This is a genomic window from Schleiferilactobacillus perolens DSM 12744, assembly GCF_001435585.1.
In the GTDB taxonomy this organism is placed as follows: Bacteria; Bacillota; Bacilli; order Lactobacillales; family Lactobacillaceae; genus Schleiferilactobacillus; species Schleiferilactobacillus perolens.
The window spans coordinates 1-24,263 of sequence record NZ_AZEC01000012.1; the positions used below are offsets into that span (position 1 = coordinate 1).

At 49.6% G+C, this 24,263-nt stretch carries 25 protein-coding genes; 21 read left to right on the forward strand and 4 right to left on the reverse strand.

Annotated elements, in window-relative coordinates; translation table 11 throughout:
* Positions 1–39 precede the first annotated feature (39 nt).
* On the reverse strand, positions 40–999 hold the full coding sequence (locus FD09_RS11505) for a LacI family DNA-binding transcriptional regulator (protein WP_057821505.1): 960 nt from the start codon (positions 997–999) through the stop codon (positions 40–42).
* 207 nt (positions 1,000–1,206) lie between these two features.
* Between FD09_RS11505 and FD09_RS11510 the strand changes: the two genes are divergently transcribed.
* The 7 genes from FD09_RS11510 to FD09_RS11540 all read left to right on the forward strand — a co-directional run bounded on the left by FD09_RS11510 (position 1,207) and on the right by FD09_RS11540 (position 8,327).
* Entirely contained in the window at positions 1,207–2,499 is a 1,293-nt protein-coding gene (locus FD09_RS11510) for an ABC transporter substrate-binding protein (RefSeq protein WP_057821507.1), read from the forward strand.
* Between the two features lie 14 nt (positions 2,500–2,513).
* Positions 2,514–3,380: a carbohydrate ABC transporter permease gene (locus tag FD09_RS11515; RefSeq protein WP_415649862.1), complete on the forward strand. Its 867-nt coding sequence runs from the start codon at positions 2,514–2,516 to the stop codon at positions 3,378–3,380.
* Entirely contained in the window at positions 3,377–4,192 is an 816-nt protein-coding gene (locus tag FD09_RS11520; protein WP_057821509.1) for a carbohydrate ABC transporter permease, read from the forward strand. The genes FD09_RS11515 and FD09_RS11520 overlap by 4 nt, the downstream gene beginning before the upstream one ends.
* 125 nt (positions 4,193–4,317) lie before the next feature.
* The gene (locus FD09_RS11525; RefSeq protein WP_057821511.1) at positions 4,318–4,944 is read left to right on the forward strand and encodes a DUF624 domain-containing protein; all 627 of its coding nucleotides are present in this window, start codon (positions 4,318–4,320) and stop codon (positions 4,942–4,944) included.
* Positions 4,941–6,566 carry an alpha-glucosidase gene (locus FD09_RS11530; protein WP_057821512.1) on the forward strand — a complete coding sequence of 542 codons (1,626 nt, stop codon included), beginning with the start codon at positions 4,941–4,943 and terminating at the stop codon, positions 6,564–6,566. Before FD09_RS11525 ends, FD09_RS11530 begins: the two co-directional genes overlap by 4 nt.
* An 11-nt stretch (positions 6,567–6,577) precedes the next feature.
* Positions 6,578–7,999 (forward strand): sucrose phosphorylase, encoded by a 1,422-nt coding sequence (gene gtfA, locus FD09_RS11535; RefSeq protein ID WP_057821515.1) that lies wholly within the window; start codon positions 6,578–6,580, stop codon positions 7,997–7,999.
* A gap of 106 nt (positions 8,000–8,105) precedes the next feature.
* On the forward strand, positions 8,106–8,327 hold the full coding sequence (locus FD09_RS11540) for a hypothetical protein (protein ID WP_057821517.1): 222 nt from the start codon (positions 8,106–8,108) through the stop codon (positions 8,325–8,327).
* Between the two features lie 55 nt (positions 8,328–8,382).
* Here the strand turns inward: FD09_RS11540 and FD09_RS11545 are convergent, their stop codons facing one another.
* Both FD09_RS11545 and FD09_RS11550 read right to left on the reverse strand, forming a co-directional pair.
* Complete coding sequence (locus FD09_RS11545; RefSeq protein WP_057821519.1) at positions 8,383–8,706, reverse strand: magnetosome magnetite crystal formation protein family; 324 nt, start codon at positions 8,704–8,706, stop codon at positions 8,383–8,385.
* Between the two features lie 168 nt (positions 8,707–8,874).
* Positions 8,875–9,633: a MurR/RpiR family transcriptional regulator gene (locus FD09_RS11550; RefSeq protein ID WP_057821521.1), complete on the reverse strand. Its 759-nt coding sequence runs from the start codon at positions 9,631–9,633 to the stop codon at positions 8,875–8,877.
* A gap of 161 nt (positions 9,634–9,794) precedes the next feature.
* Here FD09_RS11550 and FD09_RS11555 point away from each other — a divergent pair, with 161 nt between their 5' ends.
* The 11 genes from FD09_RS11555 (at position 9,795) to FD09_RS11610 (ending at position 20,838) form a co-directional block, all read left to right on the forward strand.
* Positions 9,795–11,189, forward strand: a complete 1,395-nt coding sequence (locus tag FD09_RS11555) for a family 1 glycosylhydrolase (protein WP_201782877.1) — start codon at positions 9,795–9,797, stop codon at positions 11,187–11,189.
* A 15-nt stretch (positions 11,190–11,204) separates the two neighbouring features.
* Positions 11,205–12,521: a PTS sugar transporter subunit IIC gene (locus FD09_RS11560; RefSeq protein WP_420806859.1), complete on the forward strand. Its 1,317-nt coding sequence runs from the start codon at positions 11,205–11,207 to the stop codon at positions 12,519–12,521.
* Positions 12,522–12,634: 113 nt separating this feature from the next.
* Positions 12,635–13,411, forward strand: a complete 777-nt coding sequence (locus FD09_RS11565) for a GntR family transcriptional regulator (protein ID WP_057821524.1) — start codon at positions 12,635–12,637, stop codon at positions 13,409–13,411.
* A 57-nt stretch (positions 13,412–13,468) separates the two neighbouring features.
* Complete coding sequence (locus FD09_RS11570) at positions 13,469–13,735, forward strand: hypothetical protein (protein ID WP_057821527.1); 267 nt, start codon at positions 13,469–13,471, stop codon at positions 13,733–13,735.
* 208 nt (positions 13,736–13,943) lie between these two features.
* A complete protein-coding gene (locus tag FD09_RS11575; RefSeq protein WP_057821529.1) occupies positions 13,944–15,257 on the forward strand; it encodes a PTS sugar transporter subunit IIC in 1,314 nt (437 codons plus the stop codon).
* A gap of 6 nt (positions 15,258–15,263) precedes the next feature.
* Entirely contained in the window at positions 15,264–15,530 is a 267-nt protein-coding gene (locus FD09_RS11580; protein WP_057821531.1) for a hypothetical protein, read from the forward strand.
* 61 nt (positions 15,531–15,591) lie between these two features.
* The gene (locus FD09_RS11585) at positions 15,592–16,710 is read left to right on the forward strand and encodes an amidohydrolase/deacetylase family metallohydrolase (protein WP_057821533.1); all 1,119 of its coding nucleotides are present in this window, start codon (positions 15,592–15,594) and stop codon (positions 16,708–16,710) included.
* Entirely contained in the window at positions 16,697–17,818 is a 1,122-nt protein-coding gene (locus FD09_RS11590; RefSeq protein ID WP_268873295.1) for a DgaE family pyridoxal phosphate-dependent ammonia lyase, read from the forward strand. Before FD09_RS11585 ends, FD09_RS11590 begins: the two co-directional genes overlap by 14 nt.
* Positions 17,818–18,561, forward strand: a complete 744-nt coding sequence (gene dagF, locus FD09_RS11595) for a 2-dehydro-3-deoxy-phosphogluconate aldolase (protein ID WP_057821535.1) — start codon at positions 17,818–17,820, stop codon at positions 18,559–18,561. The genes FD09_RS11590 and dagF overlap by 1 nt, the downstream gene beginning before the upstream one ends.
* Before the next feature lie 12 nt (positions 18,562–18,573).
* The gene (locus tag FD09_RS11600; protein WP_057821537.1) at positions 18,574–19,566 is read left to right on the forward strand and encodes a sugar kinase; all 993 of its coding nucleotides are present in this window, start codon (positions 18,574–18,576) and stop codon (positions 19,564–19,566) included.
* Positions 19,567–20,322: 756 nt separating this feature from the next.
* Positions 20,323–20,838, forward strand: coding sequence for a DUF7679 family protein (locus tag FD09_RS11610; protein WP_157053792.1), 516 nt, complete (start codon positions 20,323–20,325; stop codon positions 20,836–20,838).
* Here FD09_RS11610 and FD09_RS11615 read toward each other — a convergent pair whose 3' ends face one another.
* Entirely contained in the window at positions 20,839–21,690 is an 852-nt protein-coding gene (locus FD09_RS11615; protein WP_057821543.1) for a metallophosphoesterase family protein, read from the reverse strand.
* Positions 21,691–21,854: 164 nt separating this feature from the next.
* On the opposite strand from FD09_RS11615, the gene FD09_RS11620 reads away from it, so the two are divergent.
* The 3 genes from FD09_RS11620 to FD09_RS11630 all read left to right on the forward strand — a co-directional run bounded on the left by FD09_RS11620 (position 21,855) and on the right by FD09_RS11630 (position 24,243).
* Positions 21,855–22,577 (forward strand): DUF2087 domain-containing protein, encoded by a 723-nt coding sequence (locus FD09_RS11620; protein WP_057821545.1) that lies wholly within the window; start codon positions 21,855–21,857, stop codon positions 22,575–22,577.
* 310 nt (positions 22,578–22,887) lie between these two features.
* The gene (locus FD09_RS11625) at positions 22,888–23,703 is read left to right on the forward strand and encodes a YhfC family intramembrane metalloprotease (protein WP_057821547.1); all 816 of its coding nucleotides are present in this window, start codon (positions 22,888–22,890) and stop codon (positions 23,701–23,703) included.
* Positions 23,704–23,709: 6 nt separating this feature from the next.
* Complete coding sequence (locus FD09_RS11630) at positions 23,710–24,243, forward strand: GNAT family N-acetyltransferase (RefSeq protein WP_057821550.1); 534 nt, start codon at positions 23,710–23,712, stop codon at positions 24,241–24,243.
* Positions 24,244–24,263: the final 20 nt, after the last annotated feature.

Sequence of the window (24,263 nt, forward strand, 5' to 3'; positions counted from 1 at the left end):
GTCTAACAATTATGGGGCACTTCAAGCCGGCCGTGTCTTTTATTTTGTCTGCCCCACATGTAAGGTCACGGGTAATTGATAGGATGCTGCTTTTTCTTTTCCCCCGTCGATGTTGTTCCGCAACAAACGAATCGCCAGTTGACATAGATCTTCCAAGGGTTGAATCACAGTGGTCAGCGCCGGGTAATATTGGCGAATGAATTTTGAACCGTCAAAGCCGGTGATCAGCGGCCACCGGTCGGCCGGATAAGATTCAAAAACAGTGATGGCCGTCAAATCGTCAGTACACAGGATCGCATCATAGTCTTTCTCGGCCAACTGCTGGCGAATCAATTGATTCCGGACAGGCGCAGGCTGATCGAAGGGCACTGCGACTTGATCCACTGCACTGGGCGTGACCGCCAAGGCAGCCTGCATGCCAGCAATTCGAGGCGAAAGCGGCGCCAAGTCTTCTTGGCTGCCGGCTAAAATCAAGCAACATTTGGGCTGGTGCTGTGCGACGTAATCGCCAATGAGCCGCCCCCCGGCTTCATTATCACTTCCCACCATAGGAATCTGATCGGACAGCACTCGGTCAAAGGCGACAGTCGGCACCGCTGGATTTTGATAGTCTGCCAGATCGGGGTTGTGGGTACTGCTGATGATGCCATCGACCTGGTTGGCAGCCATCAGTCGCAGATATTTCTTTTCTTTCTCCGGTTCGCCATTGGTAGTACACAAAACAGTTTGATAGTGGGCGGCAAAAAGCAGCTGCTCAACGGTCTGAAATAATTCTGCGTAAAAGGGATTGATGATATCCGGTAAAATCACGCCCACAGTATGGGTGGCTTTACCGTGCAAATTACGAGCCGCAATATTGGGCTGATAATGCAGTGCATCCATCGCTGCCTGCACCTTGGCCTTCGTGTTGGCACTTAAATAGCCGCGATTATTAATGACCCGAGACACCGTGGCGACAGAGACGCCGGCCTGTTTAGCGACATCTGTAATAGTAGCCATTGTACTTCACCTCACTTATTCCTCGTTAGTTTAGCACACATCAGACAATTCTGTAAACGATAACACGGTTTATTAATAAGGATGATACCGAATTCTGGGGAGACAAAATAAACCAATATGTAAACGATTGACATACCTTAAAAATCGTGTATCATAGGAAACGGTTACAGAACGTTAAGCGCATTCTTTTGAAGGGGGAACCAAATAATGAAGCAGGTCCGGCAGTTTTTAGCCATTATCATGCTCAGCATTGTGAGCATTGTTCTATTGAGCGCCTGTGGCTCAAATAATAATGAGAGCAGCGGCAAAGGCGTGACCATCAACATCTTGCAAGGCAAGGTGGAGAACAACACGCAGTTTAAACAGATCGCGGCGCAATATGAAAAATCCCATCCAAACATCAAGGTTATCATTACCTCCGTGGGGGGCGGATCGGATTACCTGGGCACCTTGAAGACCCGGATGTCAGCGGGCGATGAACCCACGATTTTCTCCGTGGCAGGGCCGTCCGAAGTATCCCAATTCCGCACCAAGATCGCTGACGTTTCCGACACAAAGGCCGCTAAGCTGGCTTTGCCGGACACGCTTGATGCGGTGAAGGAAGGCAAGAAGATTCTCGGGTTGCCGTTTAACTTGGAAGGTTACGGCTTTGTTTACAATAAAGAGGTTTTCAAAAAAGCCGGTATCGATGCCAACCAGTTGAAGACTTACGACCAGCTCTTGGCAGCAGTCAAGAAACTTAATGCACAAAAGGAAAAGCTGGGTATCAAAGGCGTCTTCTCGCTGCCTGGTCAAGAAAGCTGGGTCATGACGAACCACTTGGGGAATGTGTTCATCGCGCCAGATTTCAACGGCAATGTCAAAACAGCTTATACCAGCAAAACCCTGCCACTGACCCGAGCCAAAGAGTATAAGCGCATGTTGGATTTGGAAGCCAATTACTCCGTGGGTAATGTGATGCAAACCGACTATTCACAACAGGTTTCCCAGTATTTCGGGTTGCATCAAGTTGCCATGATTCAACAAGGGGACTGGATCTATCAAACCGTCGCACAAATTGATCCGAAGTTTGCCAAGAACGGGATTGGCATGATTCCGATTCCGGTGGACGGCTATGCAGGCAAGATGCCAGTCGGCGTACCCAACTATTGGGCCGTCAACAGCACTCGCCCAAAGAAAGAACAACAAGCCGCCAAGGACTTCTTGGACTGGTTATATACGACTGACCAGGGTAAAAAAGACGTCGTGGACCTGCTCCACTTCGTCCCGGCCTATAAGGGCTTTGAAGGCATGAAGATGCAAGATCCGCTATCTGAATCTGTCTTCCAGCATACCCAGGCCAAGACGACCACTGGCTGGGTATTCAATGGTTATCCCGTCTCTTGGGAAGCCGATACCTTGGGGCCAGATGTTCAGAAATATCTCTCGAAAGTCATGACTTGGAATGAGCTGGTCACCGATGCTAAACAAGCATGGGCGAACCTGCAGTCCACGAAGTAGGGGGTCTATCAAAAATGTTGAAGACAAAAAGCAAAGCATATTGGTTGTTTCTGGCACCAGCGCTGATCGGCCTTCTCTGCGTGGTCATCGTGCCGATGTTGTTGGGGTTGTTTTATTCCTTCACGGACTGGAATGGCTTGTTCTTTACCAAGTCAGTGGGCTTTTCAAACTATGTGGCCGCCTTCCGTGATTCTGGGTTCTTGAACGCCTTTTGGTTCACTGTGAAATACGCCATCGCCGTCATCATTGCTGTCAATATTATCGGCCTGGGGCTGGCGCTGCTTGTGACGCAAAAGATCAAAGGTGCTAACGCCTTACGGACCATTTTCTTCATGCCGAACTTAATCGGTGGTTTGATTCTCGGGTTCATTTGGCAATTTATCTTTGTTCGGGTCTTTGCGGCCATCGGTACAGCGTTGCATATCGGCGCACTGACCGGTTGGCTTTCCAACCCGCAAACTGGATTCTGGGGCTTGGTGATTTTAACCATCTGGCAAATGTCCGGCTACATCATGCTGATCTACATCGCCTACTTGGAAGCTATTCCCCGGGAAATAATTGAAGCCGCTGAAATTGACGGCACGAGCCCGTGGCAAAGATTCCGGTACATCACTTTCCCAATGGTCGCACCGGCCTTCACGGTTAGTCTTTTCTTGACGCTGTCCAACGGCTTCAAGGTTTACGACCAAAACTTGTCCTTAACGAATGGCGGCCCGTACCTGTCCACCCAAATGCTGTCCATGAACATCGTCCGGACAGCGTTCACCAACAATAAGCTGGCTTATGGGGAAGCCAAAGCAATCATTTTCTTCCTCGTCGTCGCCGCGATTTCCCTGCTGCAAGTGTACTTCAGTCGTAAACGGGAGGAGAACTTATCATGAGTAAGCATGCAAAAAATTGGATTCTGGGCATTATCGGTTTAGTGCTAGGCCTTCTCTGGCTTTTTCCCTTCTACCTGATCATTACCAACAGTTTCAAAACACCGAAGGGTATCTTCTCCAGCGTCATCGGCCTGCCGGTGGGCGGAACATTTGGTAATTACACCCAAGCTTGGGCAGCCCTGGACTTTATCCGGTCGCTGTTTAACTCTTTAACGATTACCATTGTCTCTGTTGTTCTGATTTGTTTGGCCAGTGCCATGGCCGCTTACGCCATTCAACGGAATCACAGCAAGATTTCGAACGTCATCCTGATGTTGTTCGTGGCCGCGATGTTGATTCCGTTCCAGTCCGTCATGATTCCTTTGACAACGATCTTTGGTAAAGTACAAATGCTGAACATTCCTGGCTTGATCTTCATGTACTTGGGCTTTGGCGCCAGTCTGTCGATCTTCCTCTATCAAGGCGCCATCGCCGGTATTCCAGAAGCTTTGGACGAAGCAGCGACCATTGAAGGGGCCGGCCCTGGTCGAATCTTCTTCACCATCATCTTGCCGATGCTCAACCCGATGACTGTCACCGTGGCCGTCTTGAACATCGTCTGGATCTGGAACGACTACCTGTTGCCTAGTTTGGTATTGCCCCAGAGCGGTTACACCATCCCACTGCAAACATTCTTCTTCTTTGGCCAATTCACCAAACAGTGGAACCTCGCCCTGGCCGGCTTAATGCTCGGCATCTTACCAGTCGTTGTATTCTACTTCTTCGCCCAACGCTGGATCATCAAAAGTGTCACAGATGGTTCTGTGAAGTAACAAGAATTAGAACGTATACGCATTGATGTGTTGCAGAAAGTCCTGAAGTGTGAGGCATCTAGTGCCATTGCGCAGCTTTGGCACGGCGGTTCCCCACGATCTTCATCAACGAAAGGAGTCCCTCCATGTTGTCATTTCTGAGACGCGACAGCCAGTTCATGATCGCCCTCGACTGGTTAGCCCAATTAGTCATCGTCAATCTCCACTGGCTCAGCGTCAGTGCAGCATTCTGGCTGTTACTGGCGATGCAGTCGTTCCTGAATGTGCCCCAAGCAATCGTATTATCACCGCTGCTGACACTGACGGCGTTTGCCTTGCTCTTACCCGCCACCGCCGCAATGTTTCAGGATGTCCGCACATGGCAGGGCAAAAAACCGCTGCACTGGAAGGCCTACTGGCAATCCTGGCGGCAAAACCTGCGCACCCAGTGGGTATTTAACTTGATTGGGGCCGTGCTGGTCACCATCTTGCCGCTGTATTGGCGACTGCTCAACAATCTGGTATTTGCCCGGGCCCTCATGCTCGGCATTCTCGTGACGGGTGTGGCCGTGGCCCTTAACCGTTGGGTCAAGGGCTGGTCTGCACCGGTCAACGCGTGGTCCATTGGCCGTGGGTTAATCAGCGCTATCGTCACGTTGATTGTCATTGGCTTGACGTTCCAGTTACAATGGGGCTTCATATTCATTCTCATGGGTGGCAGTGCATCCGCCATCGTGAGTTATTATCTATTAGAAAGAAGGGATCAAGCGTGACACAGTGGTGGCAAAAGGCCGTTGGTTACCAGATCTATCCCAAGAGTTTTTTGGACAGCAACGGAGATGGGATCGGCGATATCGCCGGTATTGATCAAAAGGTGGATTATCTGAAACAGTTAGGAGTCGGCTTTGTCTGGCTTTCTCCATTCTATCCTTCACCGGATGTCGATAATGGGTACGATATTAGCGATTATCAGGATGTCGACCCAAATTATGGGGACTTGCCTGGTCTGTTGAAGTTATTTGATCGGCTCCATGCGGTCGACATCAAGGTGATCATCGACTTGGTCGTGAATCACACCAGTGATCAGCATCATTGGTTCAAAGAAGCCCGTTCTTCCCGGACCAATCCGTATCATGATTGGTATATCTGGAAGCCAGGAAAAGACGGTCAAGCGCCTAATAATTGGCAAAGTATTTTTAAGGGTCCGGCCTGGACGTATAACCCAGCCACAGATGAATATTACATGCACACCTTTGCGTCAGCCCAGCCGGATTTGAATTGGGAGAACCCGGCTGTCCGAGCGGCAATTCATAAGATGATCCGCTGGTGGCTGGACAAAGGCATCGACGGGTTCCGCATCGACGCGATTGGGCACATCAAGAAGCTGCAAACTTTTGCTGATGTTAAAAACAGTGACGAAGCCTATACCAATGTGGACGGTCTCTTTGATTACTTAAAAGAACTGCGGGATATTTTTCATGAATATCCTATCATGACGGTGGGCGAGGCCGGCGAAGTGACCCCGACGGAAGCTCTGCCCTGGGTGAATTACCAGACCGGCTTCATGAACATGATTTTCACTGGCGACCACATCAACTTTTGGGAGGCTGATGGCGAATCGTCCCTCACAGTGCCGAAGTTGGCCCAGGCCTTCACCACATGGCAGGAACAATTGGCGGGCCGTGGCTGGAACGCGCTGTTTGTGGAAAATCACGACTTGCCGCGAGCCGTCAATGTCTATGGCGATCCGGGAAAATATCGGGCCCGTTCGGCGAAAGCGATTGCCTTGATGTATTTCCTGCTGCAGGGTACGCCGTACATCTATCAAGGCCAAGAACTTGGGATGACTAATTATCCGTGGGAATCTGTGGATGAAATGGATGACGTGGCAGCCAAACAAGAATATGCTTATCGGCTGCATCAAGGTCAAGACGCCAAGACTGCGCTGCAGGCGGTCAGCGACCATTCCCGGGATAATGCCCGGACACCGATGCAATGGACGCCAACGGGCGGTTTCACGACGGGCACGCCATGGCTGCCGGTGAACACCAATACACCCCAGGTCAACGCCGCCACCGAGATGGCCGACCCGAATTCTGTGTGGCACTTCTACCAGCAATTGATTGCCATTCGGGCTGCCCATCCCGCATTAGTGACCGGCCGATACGTGCCAGAGGTCATTGATGACGACCAAGTCTTTGCCTATCGCCGGGTCAATGGCGACGAAGAGTTCTTGGTCGTGGTGAACTTGAGCGGTCATGCTGCGCCGGTACCAGCGGCCGTGGCTGATTTTGACGGTCGGGTCATGTTGCAAACCACCACTGCCGGTCAGCCAAACGAGCTGCCAACCTTTGGCGGTGTCCTTTATGAACGAAAGCGAGTGCATATACAGTGAAAAACGGCGTGATGTTAATTACCTATGCAGACAGCATGGGGAAGAATGTCCATGAACTGCAAGGGGTGTTAGATAAACATTACCGCGACGCGTTAAGCATGGTGCACCTGTTGCCGTTCTTCCCGTCCTCTGGGGACCGCGGTTTTGCACCACTACGGTACGACGAAGTGGACCCAGCATTAGGGACTTGGGCTGATGTGGAGCAATTGGCGAAGCACTATGATTTGATGACCGACTTCATGGTCAATCATATTTCGCGTCACTCGCCACAGTTCCAGGACTGGGTCGCTAGGCATAACGATTCGGCTTGGCGGGATTTATTTCTAGATTGGGACAAGTTTTGGCCAGCTGGTCGACCGACCCAAGCAGATATTGATTTGATCTATAAGCGTAAGGATAAAGCCCCCGTGGCGCCGGTCCATTTTGCGGACGGTACCACCGGGCAAGTCTGGAACACCTTTGGTGAAGAACAAATGGATCTGGATGTGCGCAGTGCTACGACCCAGAAGTTCTTCAAAGACACGCTGGAAAGTTTGATTCACCACGGCATGAATATCATTCGCCTGGACGCCTTTGCCTATGCGGTCAAAAAATTGGATACTGACGACTTCTTCGTGGAACCAGAAATTTGGGATCTTTTAGGCCAACTCCAAGACATCGTGACGCCCCACGGCGTGACTTTGCTGCCGGAGATTCATGAACACTATACGATCGTGCACAAACTGGCCGCGCATGGATATTATTGTTACGACTTTGCCCTGCCGATGATTCTGCTTCACAGTCTGTATCGGGGGGACAGTCGACGATTGGCCCATTGGTTGAAGATTTCACCCATGAAACAATTCACCACATTGGATACCCACGATGGGTTGGGCGTCGTGGACGCTAAGGATCTTTTATCCCCAGAGGAATTAGACGATACCAAGAACGAGTTGTATAAAGTCGGTGCCAATGTGAAACGGAAATATTCCAGTGCAGCCTATAACAACTTGGATATTTACCAGATCAACACAACGTATTACTCTGCCTTAGGGGATAACGATGCGGCCTATCTGCTGGCCCGTGCGGTGCAAATGTTTGCACCGGGCATTCCCCAGGTTTATTACGTCGGCCTGCTGGCGGGTAAAAACGACCTCGACTTGTTGGAAAAGACCAAAGAAGGCCGCAATATCAATCGCCATTACTACACGGCCGCGGAAGTGGATCAGGAAATGGAACGGCCGGTGGTGCAAAAGCTGCATAATCTCCTGGCCTTCCGCAATCATGAAGAGGCCTTTGACTTAGAGGGCAGCATCGATGTGGCCACGCCCACAGATCATGAAATTATGATCACTCGGACAAACCAAGATGGCAGCCGTACCGCTAAATTGGCGGCGGACTTCAGCACCAAGGCGTTTACGATTACCGTGAACGGTGCAGCTGTCAATTTGTAAACAAAATCGGAGACAGATTAATTGCAATCGTCCCACCATTGCTCTACATTGAGCATGGCAGGACGATTGCTTTTTGTTCACGGATGTTTGGAGGGGGCAGAGTGATATGGATGCAGTGGTGCGCTTTTTCACGTCGAAGTGGCTGATTGGTGTCGTCTTTATCGCGTTAGGGGTACTGCAACTGTTTTTGGCCAGACGGTATTTTAGGTCAATCAAAAAATACGGTAACAAAAATACGTCACCGTTTTCGTTGCTGGGCGTGTATTTCTCATATTTCATTGGGGTTGTTTTTATTTTGGCCGCATTGAATGCAATGTTCTCGAAGTGAAGAAAGACCCCTACCCGGCGGTTTTTGCCAGTATGGGTCTTTTACGCACTGCGGGTTAAGCTTCGGCCAGTATTTTGATCCCTTTATATAGGTTATAAATGACCAGGCCAAGGTCGACCACAAAAAAGACGATCATCAGAGGTACACTGAAAAATGCTGTGAAATGGACGCTGTTGCTCGCTAAACCGGCGACACCGACCAAGAAGAAAATACCAATCGTCATTAAGAACGGAATGATATGCAGCCATAGCGCCGTTTTTGCATCAGACTGGGTAGCGGAACCTTTATCGGTCACGATCCAGACGATCAATGGAAACAGGAAAGGTGCAAATAGGACCGAGATGTAGCAAAGTGCGCGCAAAATTCTGTGTTCGTTCATGTTTCAATCCCCTTAGAACATTGTTTATGGTGTGTACCCTTTATGTAACATTACACTGATTACTTGGTGAAATTCAACTTATGCGCCTGTTCTGACAAACCAACACAGAGTAAGCAACAATTTGTGTACTCAATCAGTGATTGAACGTCAAGACGTGACTGTGTTTGCTCAGTTTTTGTTGTACTCTCGAGCAATTTTTTCAAGCAAGAATAACGCAGGCAATTGCGACGTAATCTCAGTTTCCTTCTCTGGATCGCGCAGGCTTTTTTGGACGGTCTCTCGGGTGATGTTGTAAGGGATATTAATATCCGCCATGCGGGCAATTGTTGAGGCGTCGGAGTTGCAGATGGAAACAATGGTTGTGCGGCTTTCTCGGATGTGACCTAAATACTCAATAATCTCTTTGGTTTCACCACTAATCGACATCACAACGAAACAGGCCTTTTCCAAAAGGTCGGCGGAAAACATATTGGCCGGATAATTGGACGGGTCTGAAATTTTCAATGCGGGAATGGATAAGTTGGCAAAATAGAGCGATCCATATTGCGCAATCGTTTCAGAGGTCCCCGCACCAAGGAAAAGAACGATCTCCTTTGTCCGCAGTATTTGAACGACTTTGTTGACTGCATCTGTCGTTGAAGTATTCCGCGTTGACGAAAGAAACTCCGAGTATTCGTCAATGTGGTTATCAATTTCTGATTTGACGTTCTCCCTTTCCAAATATAATTTAAGCCGGACCTTAAACTCACCGTAGCCAGAACAGCTGAACTTTTTGCAGAAGCGTAGAATTGACGCGGTACTGGTGTGCGTTTTTGACGCCAGCGTCCGAATTGGGAGATAAGGAATAAGCGCGAGATGATTAGTCACATACCCTAGTATCTCCAGATCTAGGGGGCCCAGTTGAGGGGTAGAGTCTAAGAATAGCATTTTTTCCTCCATTTTTTGTCACGGTGTGTTTTATTGTTGACACACGGAACAAGGAACAATGACATGTGACAGAAACCCGAAAACGGCTAGACTTGTTCGCGCTTACATTATATTGTTATGTTGTATTCAAGTCAATGAGGAGGTTGGTCACGACAATGACAATGATGAAGTTTCCAAAAGACTTTTGGTGGGGAGCAGCGACCAGCGTGACGCAATCTGAAGGAACAGTGCCGGGAGATGGCAAAGGCGACAACATTTGGGACTATTCTTCCCGGGTATTCAATAATCGGTTTTATGATGGCGTGACAACGCAAGATACGTCACGATTCTACGCAGAATACCAGGATGATATTCAAAGAATGCAAGGCATCGGACTAAATTCACTGCGCACATCAATCTCGTGGTCGCGATTGATTCCAGATGCCTCTGGTCATGTTAATGCGACAGCTGTTCAGTTTTATCGTGATGTCTTTGCGAGAATGAGAGATGCGGGTGTTAAGCCCTTTGTCAATTTGTTTCATTTCGATTTGCCGATGTATCTACAAGAACAGGGTGGGTGGGAAAACAAGGACACCATCGCGGCCTATCGACGGTATGCAGAAGTTTGCTTTGAACAGTTTGGTGATTTGGTCGACACTTGGTTCACCTTTAACGAACCGATGATTCCCGCTGAAGCAGGCTATTTACATGATCGTCATTATCCGTTTGTCGTCGATTTTCGGCGTGCCGCACAGGTTTTGCACAATATTGTGGTCGCACACTGTGAAGCAATTAGTGCTTTTCGCCAAACACATTTGCCAACCAACATTGGCATTATTATGGATGTCATCCCGGTGTATCCGCGCAGTCAGAATCCGGCAGATTTGAAAGCAGCCCACATGGCGGATTTGTTCTATACACGTTCACTTAATGAAGTGATTCTCAAAGGGAGTTATCCAGAAGAACTTGTCAGTATCTTGAAACAATATGATCAGTTGCCTGCGGAAATCACTGCGGGCGAACTTGATCTGATTCGAAATACCAAAATTGACTTGTTGGGGATTAATTACTACCGCCCGCGGCGAGTTAAAACACGGGATTCAGAACCAAATCGTCACGGCATTTTTTCTCCAGAATGGTTCTTTGATGCTTACGAAATGCCTGGTCGGAGAATGAACACTTCTCGGGGAATTGAGATTTATCCCGAAGCAATTTATGACATCGCTAAGAAAATTGATAACGAGTACCCAGATATTCCGTGGTTTGTGTCCGAGAACGGTATCGGTATTCAAAACGAAGAGCAATTCATTCAAGATGGTATGGTGCAAGATGATTATCGAATCGATTTTCTGAAGGAGCATCTGTATTATCTCCACAAAGCAATTCAAGAGGGTAGTCACTGTCTGGGCTATCACATGTGGACATTTGTGGATTGCTGGTCTTGGATGAATGCATACAAAAATCGGTATGGATTTTACCGGCTGGATCTTGACACTGGGGAGAAATCAGTCAAGAAGTCCGGTATTTGGTTCCACCAATTGATTGAAGATAACGGTTTTGAATATTCCAAAGAATGATGAGGAGGAAGCATCATGCTGCATCTTTTCGATATGCTGTCAGCTAAATTATTGCCGATAGCGAATAAGATTGGGAGCCAGCGTCATCTACAAGCGATTCGGAATGGCTTGATCTCAATTTTGCCGCTAACTATTGTGGGTTCGTTTTTCACAATTCTGTTGAATTTACCCGTGTCTGGATACTCGGATTTTATTGCCCCATATTTATCTGCTCTGGATGTCCCCTTTCGATTCACAGTTGGGCTAATGTCAGTTTACGCTGCGTACACGATCGGTGCTTACCTGGCCAGTTCTTACAAGCTAGATAAAGTCACCGGCGGTATCCTAGCAATGTTGGCCACTTTATTAATGATTGTTCCCGTAAATATCGCCAAGGGTACCGATGTGACGGGTAAGGCGGTGGAGGCAGGACGGTATATTCCCTTAACCCCCCTTGGTTCGCAAGGCTTGTTTGGCGCAATTATCGCATCATTGGTGGCAGTTGAGGTTTATCGCTTTTGCAAGGTACACAAATTAGAAATTAAAATGCCAAATGGTGTTCCACCGGTTGTTGGTGAATCATTTGCAGCACTGTTGCCGACATTGCTTGTGGTATTACTGTTCTGGATTCCGCGTCATTTTTTCAATATTAATATCAACGCATTTCTAACGACGCTCATTTCCCCTTTGAAGGGATTTCTAACAGGTAATAACTTACTTGGCGGGATCGTCACGCAATTCTTTATCTGTTTATTTTGGATTATGGGTATCCACGGTCATGCGGTTATGGGACCGATTATCCGTCCCTTCTGGGATCAAGCCATTTTAGAAAATGCCGAGCTTTTCCAAAACGGCATGAGCGCATTTAAATTGCCGAATATGTTCACAGAACAATTTTTCCAGTGGTATGCCCAGATGGGTGGCACTGGCGCCACATTAGCGTTGGTCGTCCTGTTTCTTTTCTCAAAATCACAGTATTTGAAACAGCTTGGTCGTTTGTCGATTTTACCGGGAATTTTCAATATCAATGAACCGATTATCTTCGGCGCACCGATCGTAATGAACCCGATATTGGCGATTCCCTTTGTACTGGTGCCAATCGTGAATACCATCATCATCTATGTGGTGACCGCCATTGGATGGATGCCCCGAATGATGATGAAACCGCCATTTTCGATTCCAGCACCAATCGGCGCTTTACTGACGACAAACTGGAATTGGTTTGCGTGTCTGATGGTGTTTGTCTGCTTTGCGGTGTCACTCGCCATCTACTATCCGTTCTTCCGGGCATTTGAAAAGACACAGATTGCTCAGGAAGGCAGTTTAGAGGATCAAGCGATCGAGACAAAGTAATGTGAAGCGCTCATACGAAAAAAGACATCCATTGAGGGTGTCTTTTATCATGGTATTATTCAGGAAACCCGATTTAGAGACCATATGAAGAGGCCTATCAGCGAGAGACTGGCATGACTCAATCGTGGAAAGTGGTGTGGTATACTGCAACTAATGTAGTCAATGGTGATGGGAAGGGATGGGATACCGTGAAAAAAACCGGTGTACTCTATCGCGATATTGCGGATGATATTAAAAATAAAATCTTTCAAGATCGGTATGGCGTGGGCCAAATGATTCCCACCGAAAATGAATTGGTGGATGATTATGGGGTAAGCAAGATTACGGTCAGAAATGCCGTTGATATCTTAGTGTCAGAGGGCTATCTTCAGAAGAAGAGCGGTAAAGGCACATTTGTCATCAGTAATCGTCCCTTTAATCGATTATCAAAAGCCGATTCTTTTTCGGCAATGTTGGAGTACGAGGGGAATCAACTGACCAAAAAGATACTGAGCATCTCTGTGGGTGAAGAGGGCACCATCCCCCAAGAATTTGAACAAGCGCAAGGACAAATCACGCGCATTGAGCGGGTGTATTATCTCGATGACAAGCCGTTTATTCTATTTACACATTACTTACGAGTGCCAATTGAACAAGTTTCCGCCCAATTTTTGGAAAACCACTCATTGTACCAGGTTTTAAAAATTGCTGGGATCAGTGTCAAACGGTTCGACGATCAATTCACAGTTTCAGAGGTTTCGCCAAAGGCAAAAAAAGTGTTGCGAATAACTAAACCGATGGGAATGGAACGTATTCGGCGCGGCTTTGATCAGTTTGATGAGTTGGTTGAGTATTCTGAAGCGGTGTACAACACGCAAGTGCATCCTTACGAGATTCAGTACGAAGTATAGGCAATGTTTGCTGTATGAGATTATAATGTTATCTTCTCCTTGGAAGGGGCGAGTTATATGATGGTGTTTTGGATGTTTGTGTTTATCGTGGGGAGTGTTTTTCTGGTTGAGAAGAACAAATTGCCGGCGTTTATTTATCGATTGTCCGGGTTTCAAACGATTATTTTAGCAATTGTGACCATTGTAGCCAGTGTACTGCTCACGGGCTTATGGCCGATTAAGTATGTCGTGGTCCCGGCCGTCACCATTTTTGTCTCACTGATCATCATGCACAAGTACAGCCGCATTAAAATGCTCCACCCGCAGGGAAGAAAGAATCAATAAGCAACGATATTGGCATGGTGGTAGGGCAACGATGGGCGGTGTTCGTAGAGCAGAATATGTAGAATTGCAGTCAGAACGACTGATTAAAGACGGTTAAACAATCATCATGGGGCCAGACAAATGCATCTTGGAGACTCAAAACTTTTTGTTGCGCGACAAACATCATAATGTTATTATGTTTACGACAACACAAGGAGGCGTTTTCATTATGGACAAGCTTATTGCCTGGCTCGATGCCAAGCTGCTGCCGATTGCCAATAAAATGGGTAATCAACGGCATATGACTGCGATTCGTAAAGGGATTATCGGGACCTTACCCTTGACGATCGTCGGGTCGTTCTTCACGATTTTGAATAATATTCCGATTCCTTCCGTTGCGGCGGCCATGGCCCCGTACAAAGAGGTTCTTGATATTCCTTTCCGTTTCACTGTGGGTATGTTGGCATTATATGCTGTATTCGGTATTGCGTTTTCGTTGGCCCAAAGTTACAAAATGGATGGCTTAACCTCGGGGTTGCTGGCCACCATGGCGTTTCTGGTTTCGACAGCTGCTCCGATTCATGTGCTGAAGGGCGTGAAGAACGTCATTGAACCCGGGCGGTATTTGAACATTGCCAACTTGGGCGCCTCGTCGTTATTTGCTTCTATCGTGACGGCCATTGTCACGGTGGAAATATTCCGTTTCTTGAAGGAAAAGAACATCACGATCAAGATGCCGGCGGGTGTACCGCCAGAAGTTTCCAATTCGTTTGTGGCACTGTTTCCTGCAGCAGCCGTGTTGATCGTGTTCTGGGTGATTCGGCACATCTTGAACTTCAACATTGCCACATTCTTGAGCACCGTCTTGATGCCGTTGAAGGGCATTCTGGTCGGCAACTCATTACCGGGCGGCTTACTGACGATCTTCTTGATCTGTGCGTTTTGGACCATGGGGATTCACGGAGCTGCGATCATGGACCCGTTAATTCGCCCGTTCTGGGAAGTATCGATTGCGACTAACATGGCCGAATTCACAGCCGGTACCAGTGCCCATCATCTGTCCACAATCTTCACTGAACAGTTCTTGCAATGGTTCGTCTGGATCGGCGGGGCTGGCGGTACATTAGCCTTGGTCGTCTTGTTCATGTTTTCTAAGTCCAAATATTTGAAAGAACTCGGTAAATTGGCTTTTCTACCGGGACTATTCAACATCAATGAACCAATTATGTTCGGTGCACCTGTCGTCATGAACCCTATTTTGGCCATTCCGTTTATCATCGCGCCGTTAATCACAGCCACGATTGCTTATATTGGGACTGTGTCTGGGTTGATTCCCATGATGATGGCTCGTCTGCCATTCACTGTCCCGGGCCCCATTGGTGCCTGGATCAGTACAAACTGGAGTGTTTGGGCATTGCTGCTGGGCATTCTCAACTTTATTATTGATTTGGCTATTTACTATCCATTCTTCAAGGCCTTTGAACGGCAACAACTGGATAAGGAAGCAGCCGATCTTGCGGCATTAGCAGAAAAGGAGTCGTGAGTTCTGATGATGGTATTACTGGGATTCTTCATACCGGTGATCGCAATCTTTGCTTTGACAGAGTTTGCGCCGGTGGCGCATTGGATTGATGGCCGCAAGCCATGGCAACTCATCTTTGGCGGCAGCGGCGTGATTTTACTGAGCGTGCTGCTCACGTTTGGCTTCAAACAGGCGGCGCCATTGGTGATTTTTGTATCACTCGCCGTCGCCAGTGCCATCGCCCATCGTTATCGCGTGAGCTTTGCTAAACTGGAAAAGGGCCGCAAGTTTTAACGGCATTAGGCTTTTGGGATAAAGCGCAGTTTCAAAAACAAACAACGGAGGAACGTTAACATTGCAAGCACAATTACTGATCAAAAACGGTTTAAAAGTCACTGGCGAACCCATCGAAGTCGCCGTCGGCAATGGTCAAATCTTGGCGGTGGACACTGAATTACACGGTGTTGAGGCCGCGCAAACCATCGATTTGCACCGGAATAGTTATGTGTCAGCGGGCTGGATCGATGATCACACCCACTGTTACGAGAAACTGACCCTTTACTATGACGATCCCGATGAAGATGGGTACAAAACCGGGGTGACGACGGTCATTGATGCCGGCTCTACAGGGGCGGACAACATCCGTGACTTTTATCAAATCACCCGAGCTAAGAAAACCAATGTCTTTGCGATGTTGAACATTGCGAAGACTGGGATTCCGGCACAAAACGAGCTGGGTGATCTGACAAAGATTCAACCGGCTCTGATGCAGGCGGCGGTGGCTGATTTACCGGGGTTTATTGTCGGTTTGAAAGCCCGGATTTCGCACTCCGTCGTCAAAGAAAACGGCGTGATTCCGCTGCAGCGGGCCAAAGAAATTCAAGCCACTCTGGAAGATATGCCCTTGATGGTCCATGTGGGGGCCAATCCACCGGAGTTATCGGATATCTTGGCACTGATGAGTCAGGATGACATTCTGACCCATGCGTATAACGGGAAGACCAACGGCATCTTGGATGCGGACGGCAACGTCAAGACCTTTGTGTTTGCGGCATACCGGCGCGGCGTGATCTTCGACGTTGGTCATGGCACCGATAGTTGGGACTTCAAGACAGCCGCGACTGCTTTCACGGTAGGGCTGGATCCCACCTCGATCAGTACGGACATTTATTCCCGTAACCGGATGAATGGACCGGTTTACGATATGGCGACAACATTGGATAAAATGCGCCTGATCGGCTATTCGCTGCCCACCGTGATTGATATGATCACCACCGCCCCGGCGGCTAATTTCCACCTGGCCGGTAAGGGACAGTTAGCGCCCGGTTTTGATGCCGACATCACTATTTTCCAAGACAAGAATGGCGCCAAGACGCTGACCGACTCCGATGGTAATCAGCGCACCACCAACCATTATCTGCAACCAGAATACGCCATTGTCGGCGGGGAGGTTTACGCTCTTGACAAACACTAATTTCGATCCGTATACGCGATTCGGTTTAAAAAAAGTAATCAATGCAGATGGTAAGATGACCATTCTTGGGGCATCGACATTGTCCGATGCCGTGGTCGCAGGGGAAAAGTTAGGCGCCCAGCGCTTCTTTGAAATCGCCGCGCTGAGTCAGGCCACTGGCCAGTACATTGCGCAGTTAACGGGTGCCGAAGCCGGGATCATCGTGAACTCTGCCTCTGCCGGCATCGTGCAATCTGTCGCTGCTTTGATTGGCCAAGGCAGCATGCACCATGTGTTTCACCCCTTTGAACCGACGTTGAGCCGCCGTGAAATCGTTCTGCCTCTGGGCCAAGACATCAACTACGGTGCACCAGAAAGTCTGATGATCGAAATGGCCGGTGGCCAAGTGGTCCATGCCGGTTATGCCAACGAATGCACCCCGGCACAGGTGGACATGATGATCACTGAACAAACGGCGGCCGTCCTATTCGTGAAGAGCCACCATGCCGTCCAAAAGAGTATGCTCACGGCCAGCGAAGCAATCGCGGCCGCTCATGCTCGCCACGTGCCGATCATTATTGATGCGGCAGCGGAAGAAGATCTCCACGAATACATTACTGCCGGTGCGGATCTTGTGATTTACAGCGGTACCAAGGCTTTCTCCGGTCCGACGTCTGGCTTTGTGGTCGGCCGCCAGCAATACATTGACTGGGTCCGTATGCAGGGACAAGGCATCGGTCGGGCGATGAAGATTGGGAAAGAAAATATTCTTGGTCTAGTCGCCGCCCTGGACGAATACACGACCGTCCCGCCCAAATCCGGCGACACGATGAAACAGCAACTGACACCGCTGATCAGCCAGCTCAATGCTATTCACGGGATCACCGCCAATATCGTCCAAGACAGTGCCGGCCGGGATATTTTCCGGGCCAGCCTTAAAGTTGATCCCCAAGTGATTGCGCCGGAGAAGTTGGCGGATGCTTTACGTGACGGTAACCCAGCCATTTATGTGCGCGCTTATCGGGTGAACGAAGGGATTCTTGAAATCGATCCCCGGGCGTTGACGGAAGAAGAATTGCAGCAAATTGTGGATCAAATTCAAACCATTATCACAAAGGAGAAAAATTGATGAGCGACTTACAACCGAATTTCTACCATGACCGCGTGGCCTTGAACGTACTGGCTAATTCGGTCGTGAATGCCAAAGCGTGTTATGACGCCGCTGATGGGCATATTGTCTTGGGTGTGTTGACGAAAAACTATGCCACAGATGAAGCAGCCATCAACGATATGCGGATTTATCAAGATGCAATCCATAATGCGGTCTCTGTCGGCCTGGGTGCCGGTGATCCGCGCCAAAGCGCGATGGTGGCCCGGGTCAGTGCGGCCATCAAGCCCCAGCACGTGAATCAGGTCTTCACCGGCGTCGGCGCCACCCGCGCCTTGCTGGGTGAAAACGAGACCTTCATTAACGCCCTGGTTTCACCTACAGGGACGCCAGGTGTCGTGAATGTGGCGACAGGTCCCTTGAGCAGTCAAACGGCGGCGGGTAACGTACCCGTGGCGACCGCGATTGCCATGATCAAGGATATGGGCGGATCGTCTGTGAAGTATTTTCCCATGGGCGGGCTGGCCCATTTGGATGAATTCAAGGCTGTGGCGAAAGCCTGCGCGGAAGCGGACTTTGCGTTGGAACCCACCGGCGGGCTGGATCTAGAGAATTTCGAAACCGTGTTACAGGTAGCTGTGGATGCGGGCGTGGCGAAAATTATTCCCCACGTGTACAGCTCGATCATTGATAAAGCCACCGGCAACACTCGGCCAGAGGATGTGGCGCAGTTATTCAGCGTTGTCCAAAAAGTGCTGGGTTAGGAAGCGAAAATCATGAAGATTGCAGCGTTTGGGGAGATTATGTTACGGCTCACGGTGCCGGAGCATCAATTGCTGACGCAGAATAATATGCTGCAAAGCAGTTATACCGGTACCGGCGTGAATATTTTAAGCAGTTTGCACCAGTTGGGCGCGGAGAGTTACATGATCAGTCAACTTCCCGCCAACCGGTTGGGGCAAGCGGCGTTGGCAGGCCTATGGCAAAAGGGCCTGCACACCGATTTTATCGGCCTGCAGGGCGACCATCTGGGATCATTCTTCGTGGAATTGGGCTTTGGGGCGCGGCCGACTTATGTCACGTATCAAAATCGGCGTGCGTCCAGCTTTGGTCAAGCAGAAGCAGCCGCCTATGATTTCACCACGGCCCTGACACGTGTGGATGCCGTTCACATTTGCGGTATCTCGCTGAGTCTGACTCCGGCCACCCGGACCGCGGCACTCATGTTAGCTCGGCAAGCACAAACTCTAGGAAAGCGGGTCTATTTTGACTTTAACTTTCGGCCGAGCTTGAATGAAAAACGCGGACATGATGAAATCCGCCAGGCGTATCGCCAAATTTTGCCGTTGTGCGATTTTGTCTTCGGCAGCCGCCGGGATCTGACGGCGCTACTGGACTATCCGGCAGAGGCGACGAACGAAGATTTGTATCAGCGGTTCGTTGCCGATTATGATCTCAGTGGTTTTGCCGGGGTGCAGCGGGGTAAAGACCATGGGCAGGGCACCATCACCGGATTCTGGGCAGATGCGACCGAAGTTCGTTATTCCAACCAATATCCCGTCCAGGTCCTGGACCGTATTGGGACCGGTGATGCGTATGCCGCGGGGATTATCTTTGGCCGGGAACAAGGCTGGGAAGCAGAGCGGACATTGGCCATCGCCATCATCAATGATGTGTTGGCCCACAGTACCTACGATGATACGCCAGCGGCTAGCTTGGCGGATATTGAACAGGTACTGCAACATCCGGAGCAGGATTTGATTCGTTAATTGCGCGTACACCAGGCGGAAAAGTTTATGCACTTTCGGAAAACGGGTGATCGATTCCCTCCGTGAGACACTCAATCATGTATCATTGGCGCACTCCTTCGGGGGTACGCCTATTTTTTGAACGGAAAACTAACATTGTTGTCACATTCTTGCCGCGTCTATGCGCAACACAAACGGATAAACAACATGAGTGGTCGTTTTTAATCAGGAATTATGGTGGCTCTATACCAATTATGGGAAATAATGGCCTGTATAAAATAACGGCTTTTATGGAGACATAGCGGAATGAGGCGGATTTCTCGATGGTTGACTGAAAGATGGGCCTGCTTTAGGCTACGAGTAATACATATAGAAGGTGATTTGTATGCGACCAGAACGTAAAGGCCAGTTGATTTTGACACTGGTGTTTTTTTTAGGTTTTTGTGCATTCGGCGCTGTTGATAAGCTATTGTCAACAATAGGCATTAACGGCGTGCTCGCATGGACCATCAGCCTCGCCGTGACGTTTCTGTATCTACTTGTGGCGTTCCAATACGTTTTTCGGCACTATCAGATTCGTTCCACACATGCTAAGACACATTAAGAAGCGGCCAATAAATAGAACCGATACCCATTAGAACTTGGTCGGCGTCGGTTCTATTTGGTGTCCCGCGTTTTCCTAAGCAATCGATATTCGCTGCGAATTTTTTTCACAGTTGACAAGATTTCCCCGGCCTGCCAGAGTTAACATACAGCAGGAGCGGGGGGCGAGGCAGTGTGACTACTAAGAATCGGTACAACGTCAAGATTGAGGGGCTGGATGGACACGGGAAAAGGCGTTATTTCTGGATGACGTTTTCCACCGATCTTCAACGTGCACTGCGACAATATACAATCGATCACGGCTTGGATGCTGCCACCCAATATTTGCGGGGCGCACTCATCGTGTATCCCCTGGGTCCTTATACGTCCCAAACCATCCCGCCAATGGGATTAGGCCGCATTATTTATGTCCAACGGCAAAAGCGCGGATTTTCAACGCGCCCCCGCGCCCAGTTTATTATGCCTGATCGCTGGCGGGGCAATGATGACCAGGATATTCGAGATGCCCTGGTGTACGTGCAACACGACTATGACTTTTGGAGCCGTCAGCAAATTGCCGCGGATCTGGCCCACTGGCGGCAAAAATACGACTTGGCCGTTCCCTTTAGGACTTGGCCGCGGGGACTGGTTCGGCGGGTCAATCGCCATCGCGCTCGTCGCCAATTGCGCTTTTTGCCCAAACGAGATTAACTATTGGGGATCGTCCAAATGATGAGAAAACTCGATCACATCTTGGCGATACCCATGGGCGGCATTGATCTTGGCTAACACGGGATCGTTGTGGGTATAGGTTTTACCGGTACGGCGCAGTTTTTCGTAAAGTTCAAAGTAGGGCAAATCCGCCGCCTTCGCTACGGCCAGTTCCTTGTCTACATCATAAGGCACCCGGCGCATATCCACCTGGTTGACGCCATTGGCGGCGATATCCAGCAGGGCATACTGGGCGCGATGATCCGTGGACAGCGATGCCCAGGGATCAAAGGCTTGGCCTACTGCACCGGGGTTGATGATCAGTTGGCCTTGGCTGCTGTACCGCAGGAGTTGCTGATGGATGTGGGCAAAGATGGCCACGTCCAGATGAGGGGCATCAAACAAGTGGTCGTAATGATCCTGGGGCTGATCCGGATAAAGCGCGTTGCCGCCCGCATGATGAGGCAAATTATGGGAAAGACCAATGGTTAACGGACCAATTTTTTGGACCGTCGCCACAGGTCTTTTTTTCATGGTTGCCAGCAAAGCCGGGGACAAACGGGTTTGCAAATACTCGCTTAACCGAACGAAATAGACATCTGAAGGGTCATTGGGATAAATTGCACCGGCCAAAGCAGCGAAGAAAGCCTCTTCCCAATTACCGTTCAAAATCACATCGGTTCCCACATCAGCCAACATGTCGTACAAATTGTCGGCCCCGGGTCCGGGTAAAATCATGTCGCCCAAAAACCAGTAACGGGTGGCGTGATGGGCTTTAGCATCGGCCAGCACCGCTTCTAGGGCCGTGGCATTGCCGTGGACATCCGCCAATAAAGCAATACGTTCAGACACGGAATATCTCCTCCTTCAAAGTACATACTGAAAGTGTAGGCCAGCTTGTGCTCCCACGCAATGATTAAACCGTTTGTTTTTACGCAAACGATCAATCAATTTGTTTGCAGGAAAAAATTGTGTTATCCTTTAAACAAAATGGAAAAACGTTGGAGGGACAAACGATGGATAACCATACCGTTTATACTATGAAGGATTATCAGCAAGGCTATACACAGATTGGTGAAGTCTTGCACTGCTTGTACTGCGATCAGACTTACCGCATTGGGGTGGTCTACCCCCAGGACCAGGACTTATTGACGGCGCCATTGGCCATGCAGGCCCACTTAGCCCGAGTCCACCAAGGAGCCTTGGCGGCGTTGTTTGCCCAGGGCCGGGAAAGTCTGGGACTGGCCCAAGCTCAATTCGATATTTTACAACTGCAAGCCAAGGGGTTAACCGATACCGTAATCGCTCAGCGTATGGGTATTTCCACGTCGACCGTCCGTAACCATCGCTTCAAGCTGCGGGAGAAAGAACGCCAAGCCACCCGCTTTCTCGCTGTCTTGAACAATATGCATGCGGGTCAGAAAGAAACACTTCTACCGCACCCAGGTGCCACTCAGTTAGATGAGCGCTACGACATCACCCCGAAAGAGCAACAACAGATTCTCAAGAACTTGATGGATGAAAAGGGCTGGATCAGCACCTGGCCCAGTAAGGAGAAACGCAAGCTCGTCCTCCTGGCAAAACTCAGCGAAGACTTTGCGCCCCAGAAAAATTATTCCGAACAAGCAGTCAACGAAATCTTGCAACAACATGTTGCCGACTACGTCACAGTACGCCGCTACCTAATCGAATACGGCTTCCTCCAGCGCACCCGCGACGGCCGCACCTACTGGGTCTAATACCTCCCTTGCACTCCAGTATGGGTATGGTATTCTGAAAACAATAATTTGGGTTGCAACAAAATTTTGAATCATGATGAGTGTAGTGCCAATGCGGAGCAATCGGAGGCTGAAATGGGCTCAGCTGTGGAAACGTCACAGTGGCCCGGTTTTGGCCACTGATGACGTTAGGCGTGTTTGAGACCGCGCACTTTGCGGGCTCAAACCGCCGTCACAGCGTTCCAGCCCATTTCAGCCGCAGATTGCGCAGCTTTGGCACGGCAGTTTACCACCCAAATTTTGTCCCAGCCCCGCGATTGGAGAAAAAGTCATGGTCACATCAGCCACATTAACAATCTTAATCGTCACCATCGCATTATCCATCCTCATCCCCGTCGGCGCCGCATTCTGGTGGATTCACCGCCATCCCGCCGTCGACAGCTGGGCGACCGTGGGTGTCGGCCTGGTGGTCTATATCCTCTTTGCCATGCTGCTAGAGACTCCATTCCGGGGCATCGCCGCCAATTTCAAAAACACGCCGTGGCTGTATGCCCTTTATGGTGCTTTGCTAGCCGGCGTGTTCGAAGAAATCGGTCGCTGGCTCGGGATGCGTCACATCATGAAGAAAGGTGTCGACCGGCTCCAGCGCCCCGGCACTCCGCTCCTATACGGCCTCGGCCACGGCGGGATCGAAATGGTGATCATCGGCGGCTTCTCCACTTTATCCACGCTGGTGTTGTCTTTCACCATTAATCAAACCGGTCCAACCGCCTTTTTGCAAAAGTATCCGTTACTGGCCAGCACAGTGAAACAATTAACCGGTGGTGCGGCCGGTCTCTTTTCTTTAGCGTTAGCAGAGCGCATCATGGCGTTAATCCTACAGATCGGTTTTTCCATCCTCGTGTGGCATTTTGTCCGCACTGGTAAGAAATTCTATTGGGTGGGCGTGCCGATCCTGGTCCATGCCGTTGTGGATTTTGTTCCAGCACTCAGCCAGGCCCAAGCCATCGGCACGGTGGCCACAGAGCTGATTTTACTGGTCCTCACCGTGGCTTTTGGCGTGATCATGTATCGTCAATGGCGCCAGGATTCTCAGGCCGCTGTCCAAACGGGTACAATGGAGAAGAAACCTAATCAGAAAGCGTGAGTCATTTTGCAAATTACACCGGTCACGCCCGACACCGCGCAAAAGAGTTTAGCGGTTATCACCGCGGCCTTTGCCCAAGCCGCCCACAGTGACGGGAATGAGGCTCAGTTGGTGCAGAAACTGCGGGCTGGGGAAACCTACCGTCCAGAATACGATGTCGTGGCGGTAAACGACGACCAAGCTGTGGTCGGCCACGCCATGTTGAGCAAGGCCCAAGTCGTCGCTGAAAGTGGCCAGGCTTGGCCCGTCTGGGTACTGGCGCCGGTCAGTGTTTTACCTGCAGACCAAAACAAGGGCCTCGGGACAGCGTTGATCATGTATCTGGAAGCCATGGCTTTCGGTGATGGTTTACGGGCCATCGCTGTCCTGGGCGATCCAGGCTACTACGGTCGCTTTGGCTTTATTCCGGCCAGTCAGTACAAAATCACAGCCCCATTTACGGTAGCAGACGAGAATTTCATGATCAAACCGTTAATGGAAGGTGCTCTAACTGATGTGCACGGTCGTCTTCATTACGATCCAGCGTTTGGGATCCACTAAAAAACAGGCTTGGCGTATTT

Bases quoted from the DNA above. Each gene is read 5' to 3' on its own strand.
- FD09_RS11505 (WP_057821505.1), bottom strand. From the start codon at position 999: ATGGCTACTATTACAGATGTCGCTAAACAGGCCGGCGTCTCTGTCGCC.
- FD09_RS11510 (WP_057821507.1), top strand. From the start codon at position 1,207: ATGAAGCAGGTCCGGCAGTTTTTAGCCATTATCATGCTCAGCATTGTG.
- FD09_RS11515 (WP_415649862.1), top strand. From the start codon at position 2,514: ATGTTGAAGACAAAAAGCAAAGCATATTGGTTGTTTCTGGCACCAGCG.
- FD09_RS11520 (WP_057821509.1), top strand. From the start codon at position 3,377: ATGAGTAAGCATGCAAAAAATTGGATTCTGGGCATTATCGGTTTAGTG.
- FD09_RS11525 (WP_057821511.1), top strand. From the start codon at position 4,318: ATGTTGTCATTTCTGAGACGCGACAGCCAGTTCATGATCGCCCTCGAC.
- gtfA (WP_057821515.1), top strand. From the start codon at position 6,578: ATGTTAATTACCTATGCAGACAGCATGGGGAAGAATGTCCATGAACTG.
- FD09_RS11540 (WP_057821517.1), top strand. From the start codon at position 8,106: ATGGATGCAGTGGTGCGCTTTTTCACGTCGAAGTGGCTGATTGGTGTC.
- FD09_RS11545 (WP_057821519.1), bottom strand. From the start codon at position 8,706: ATGAACGAACACAGAATTTTGCGCGCACTTTGCTACATCTCGGTCCTA.
- FD09_RS11550 (WP_057821521.1), bottom strand. From the start codon at position 9,633: ATGCTATTCTTAGACTCTACCCCTCAACTGGGCCCCCTAGATCTGGAG.
- FD09_RS11555 (WP_201782877.1), top strand. From the start codon at position 9,795: ATGATGAAGTTTCCAAAAGACTTTTGGTGGGGAGCAGCGACCAGCGTG.
- FD09_RS11560 (WP_420806859.1), top strand. From the start codon at position 11,205: ATGCTGCATCTTTTCGATATGCTGTCAGCTAAATTATTGCCGATAGCG.
- FD09_RS11565 (WP_057821524.1), top strand. From the start codon at position 12,635: ATGACTCAATCGTGGAAAGTGGTGTGGTATACTGCAACTAATGTAGTC.
- FD09_RS11570 (WP_057821527.1), top strand. From the start codon at position 13,469: ATGATGGTGTTTTGGATGTTTGTGTTTATCGTGGGGAGTGTTTTTCTG.
- FD09_RS11575 (WP_057821529.1), top strand. From the start codon at position 13,944: ATGGACAAGCTTATTGCCTGGCTCGATGCCAAGCTGCTGCCGATTGCC.
- FD09_RS11580 (WP_057821531.1), top strand. From the start codon at position 15,264: ATGATGGTATTACTGGGATTCTTCATACCGGTGATCGCAATCTTTGCT.
- dagF (WP_057821535.1), top strand. From the start codon at position 17,818: ATGAGCGACTTACAACCGAATTTCTACCATGACCGCGTGGCCTTGAAC.
- FD09_RS11600 (WP_057821537.1), top strand. From the start codon at position 18,574: ATGAAGATTGCAGCGTTTGGGGAGATTATGTTACGGCTCACGGTGCCG.
- FD09_RS11620 (WP_057821545.1), top strand. From the start codon at position 21,855: ATGGATAACCATACCGTTTATACTATGAAGGATTATCAGCAAGGCTAT.
- FD09_RS11625 (WP_057821547.1), top strand. From the start codon at position 22,888: ATGGTCACATCAGCCACATTAACAATCTTAATCGTCACCATCGCATTA.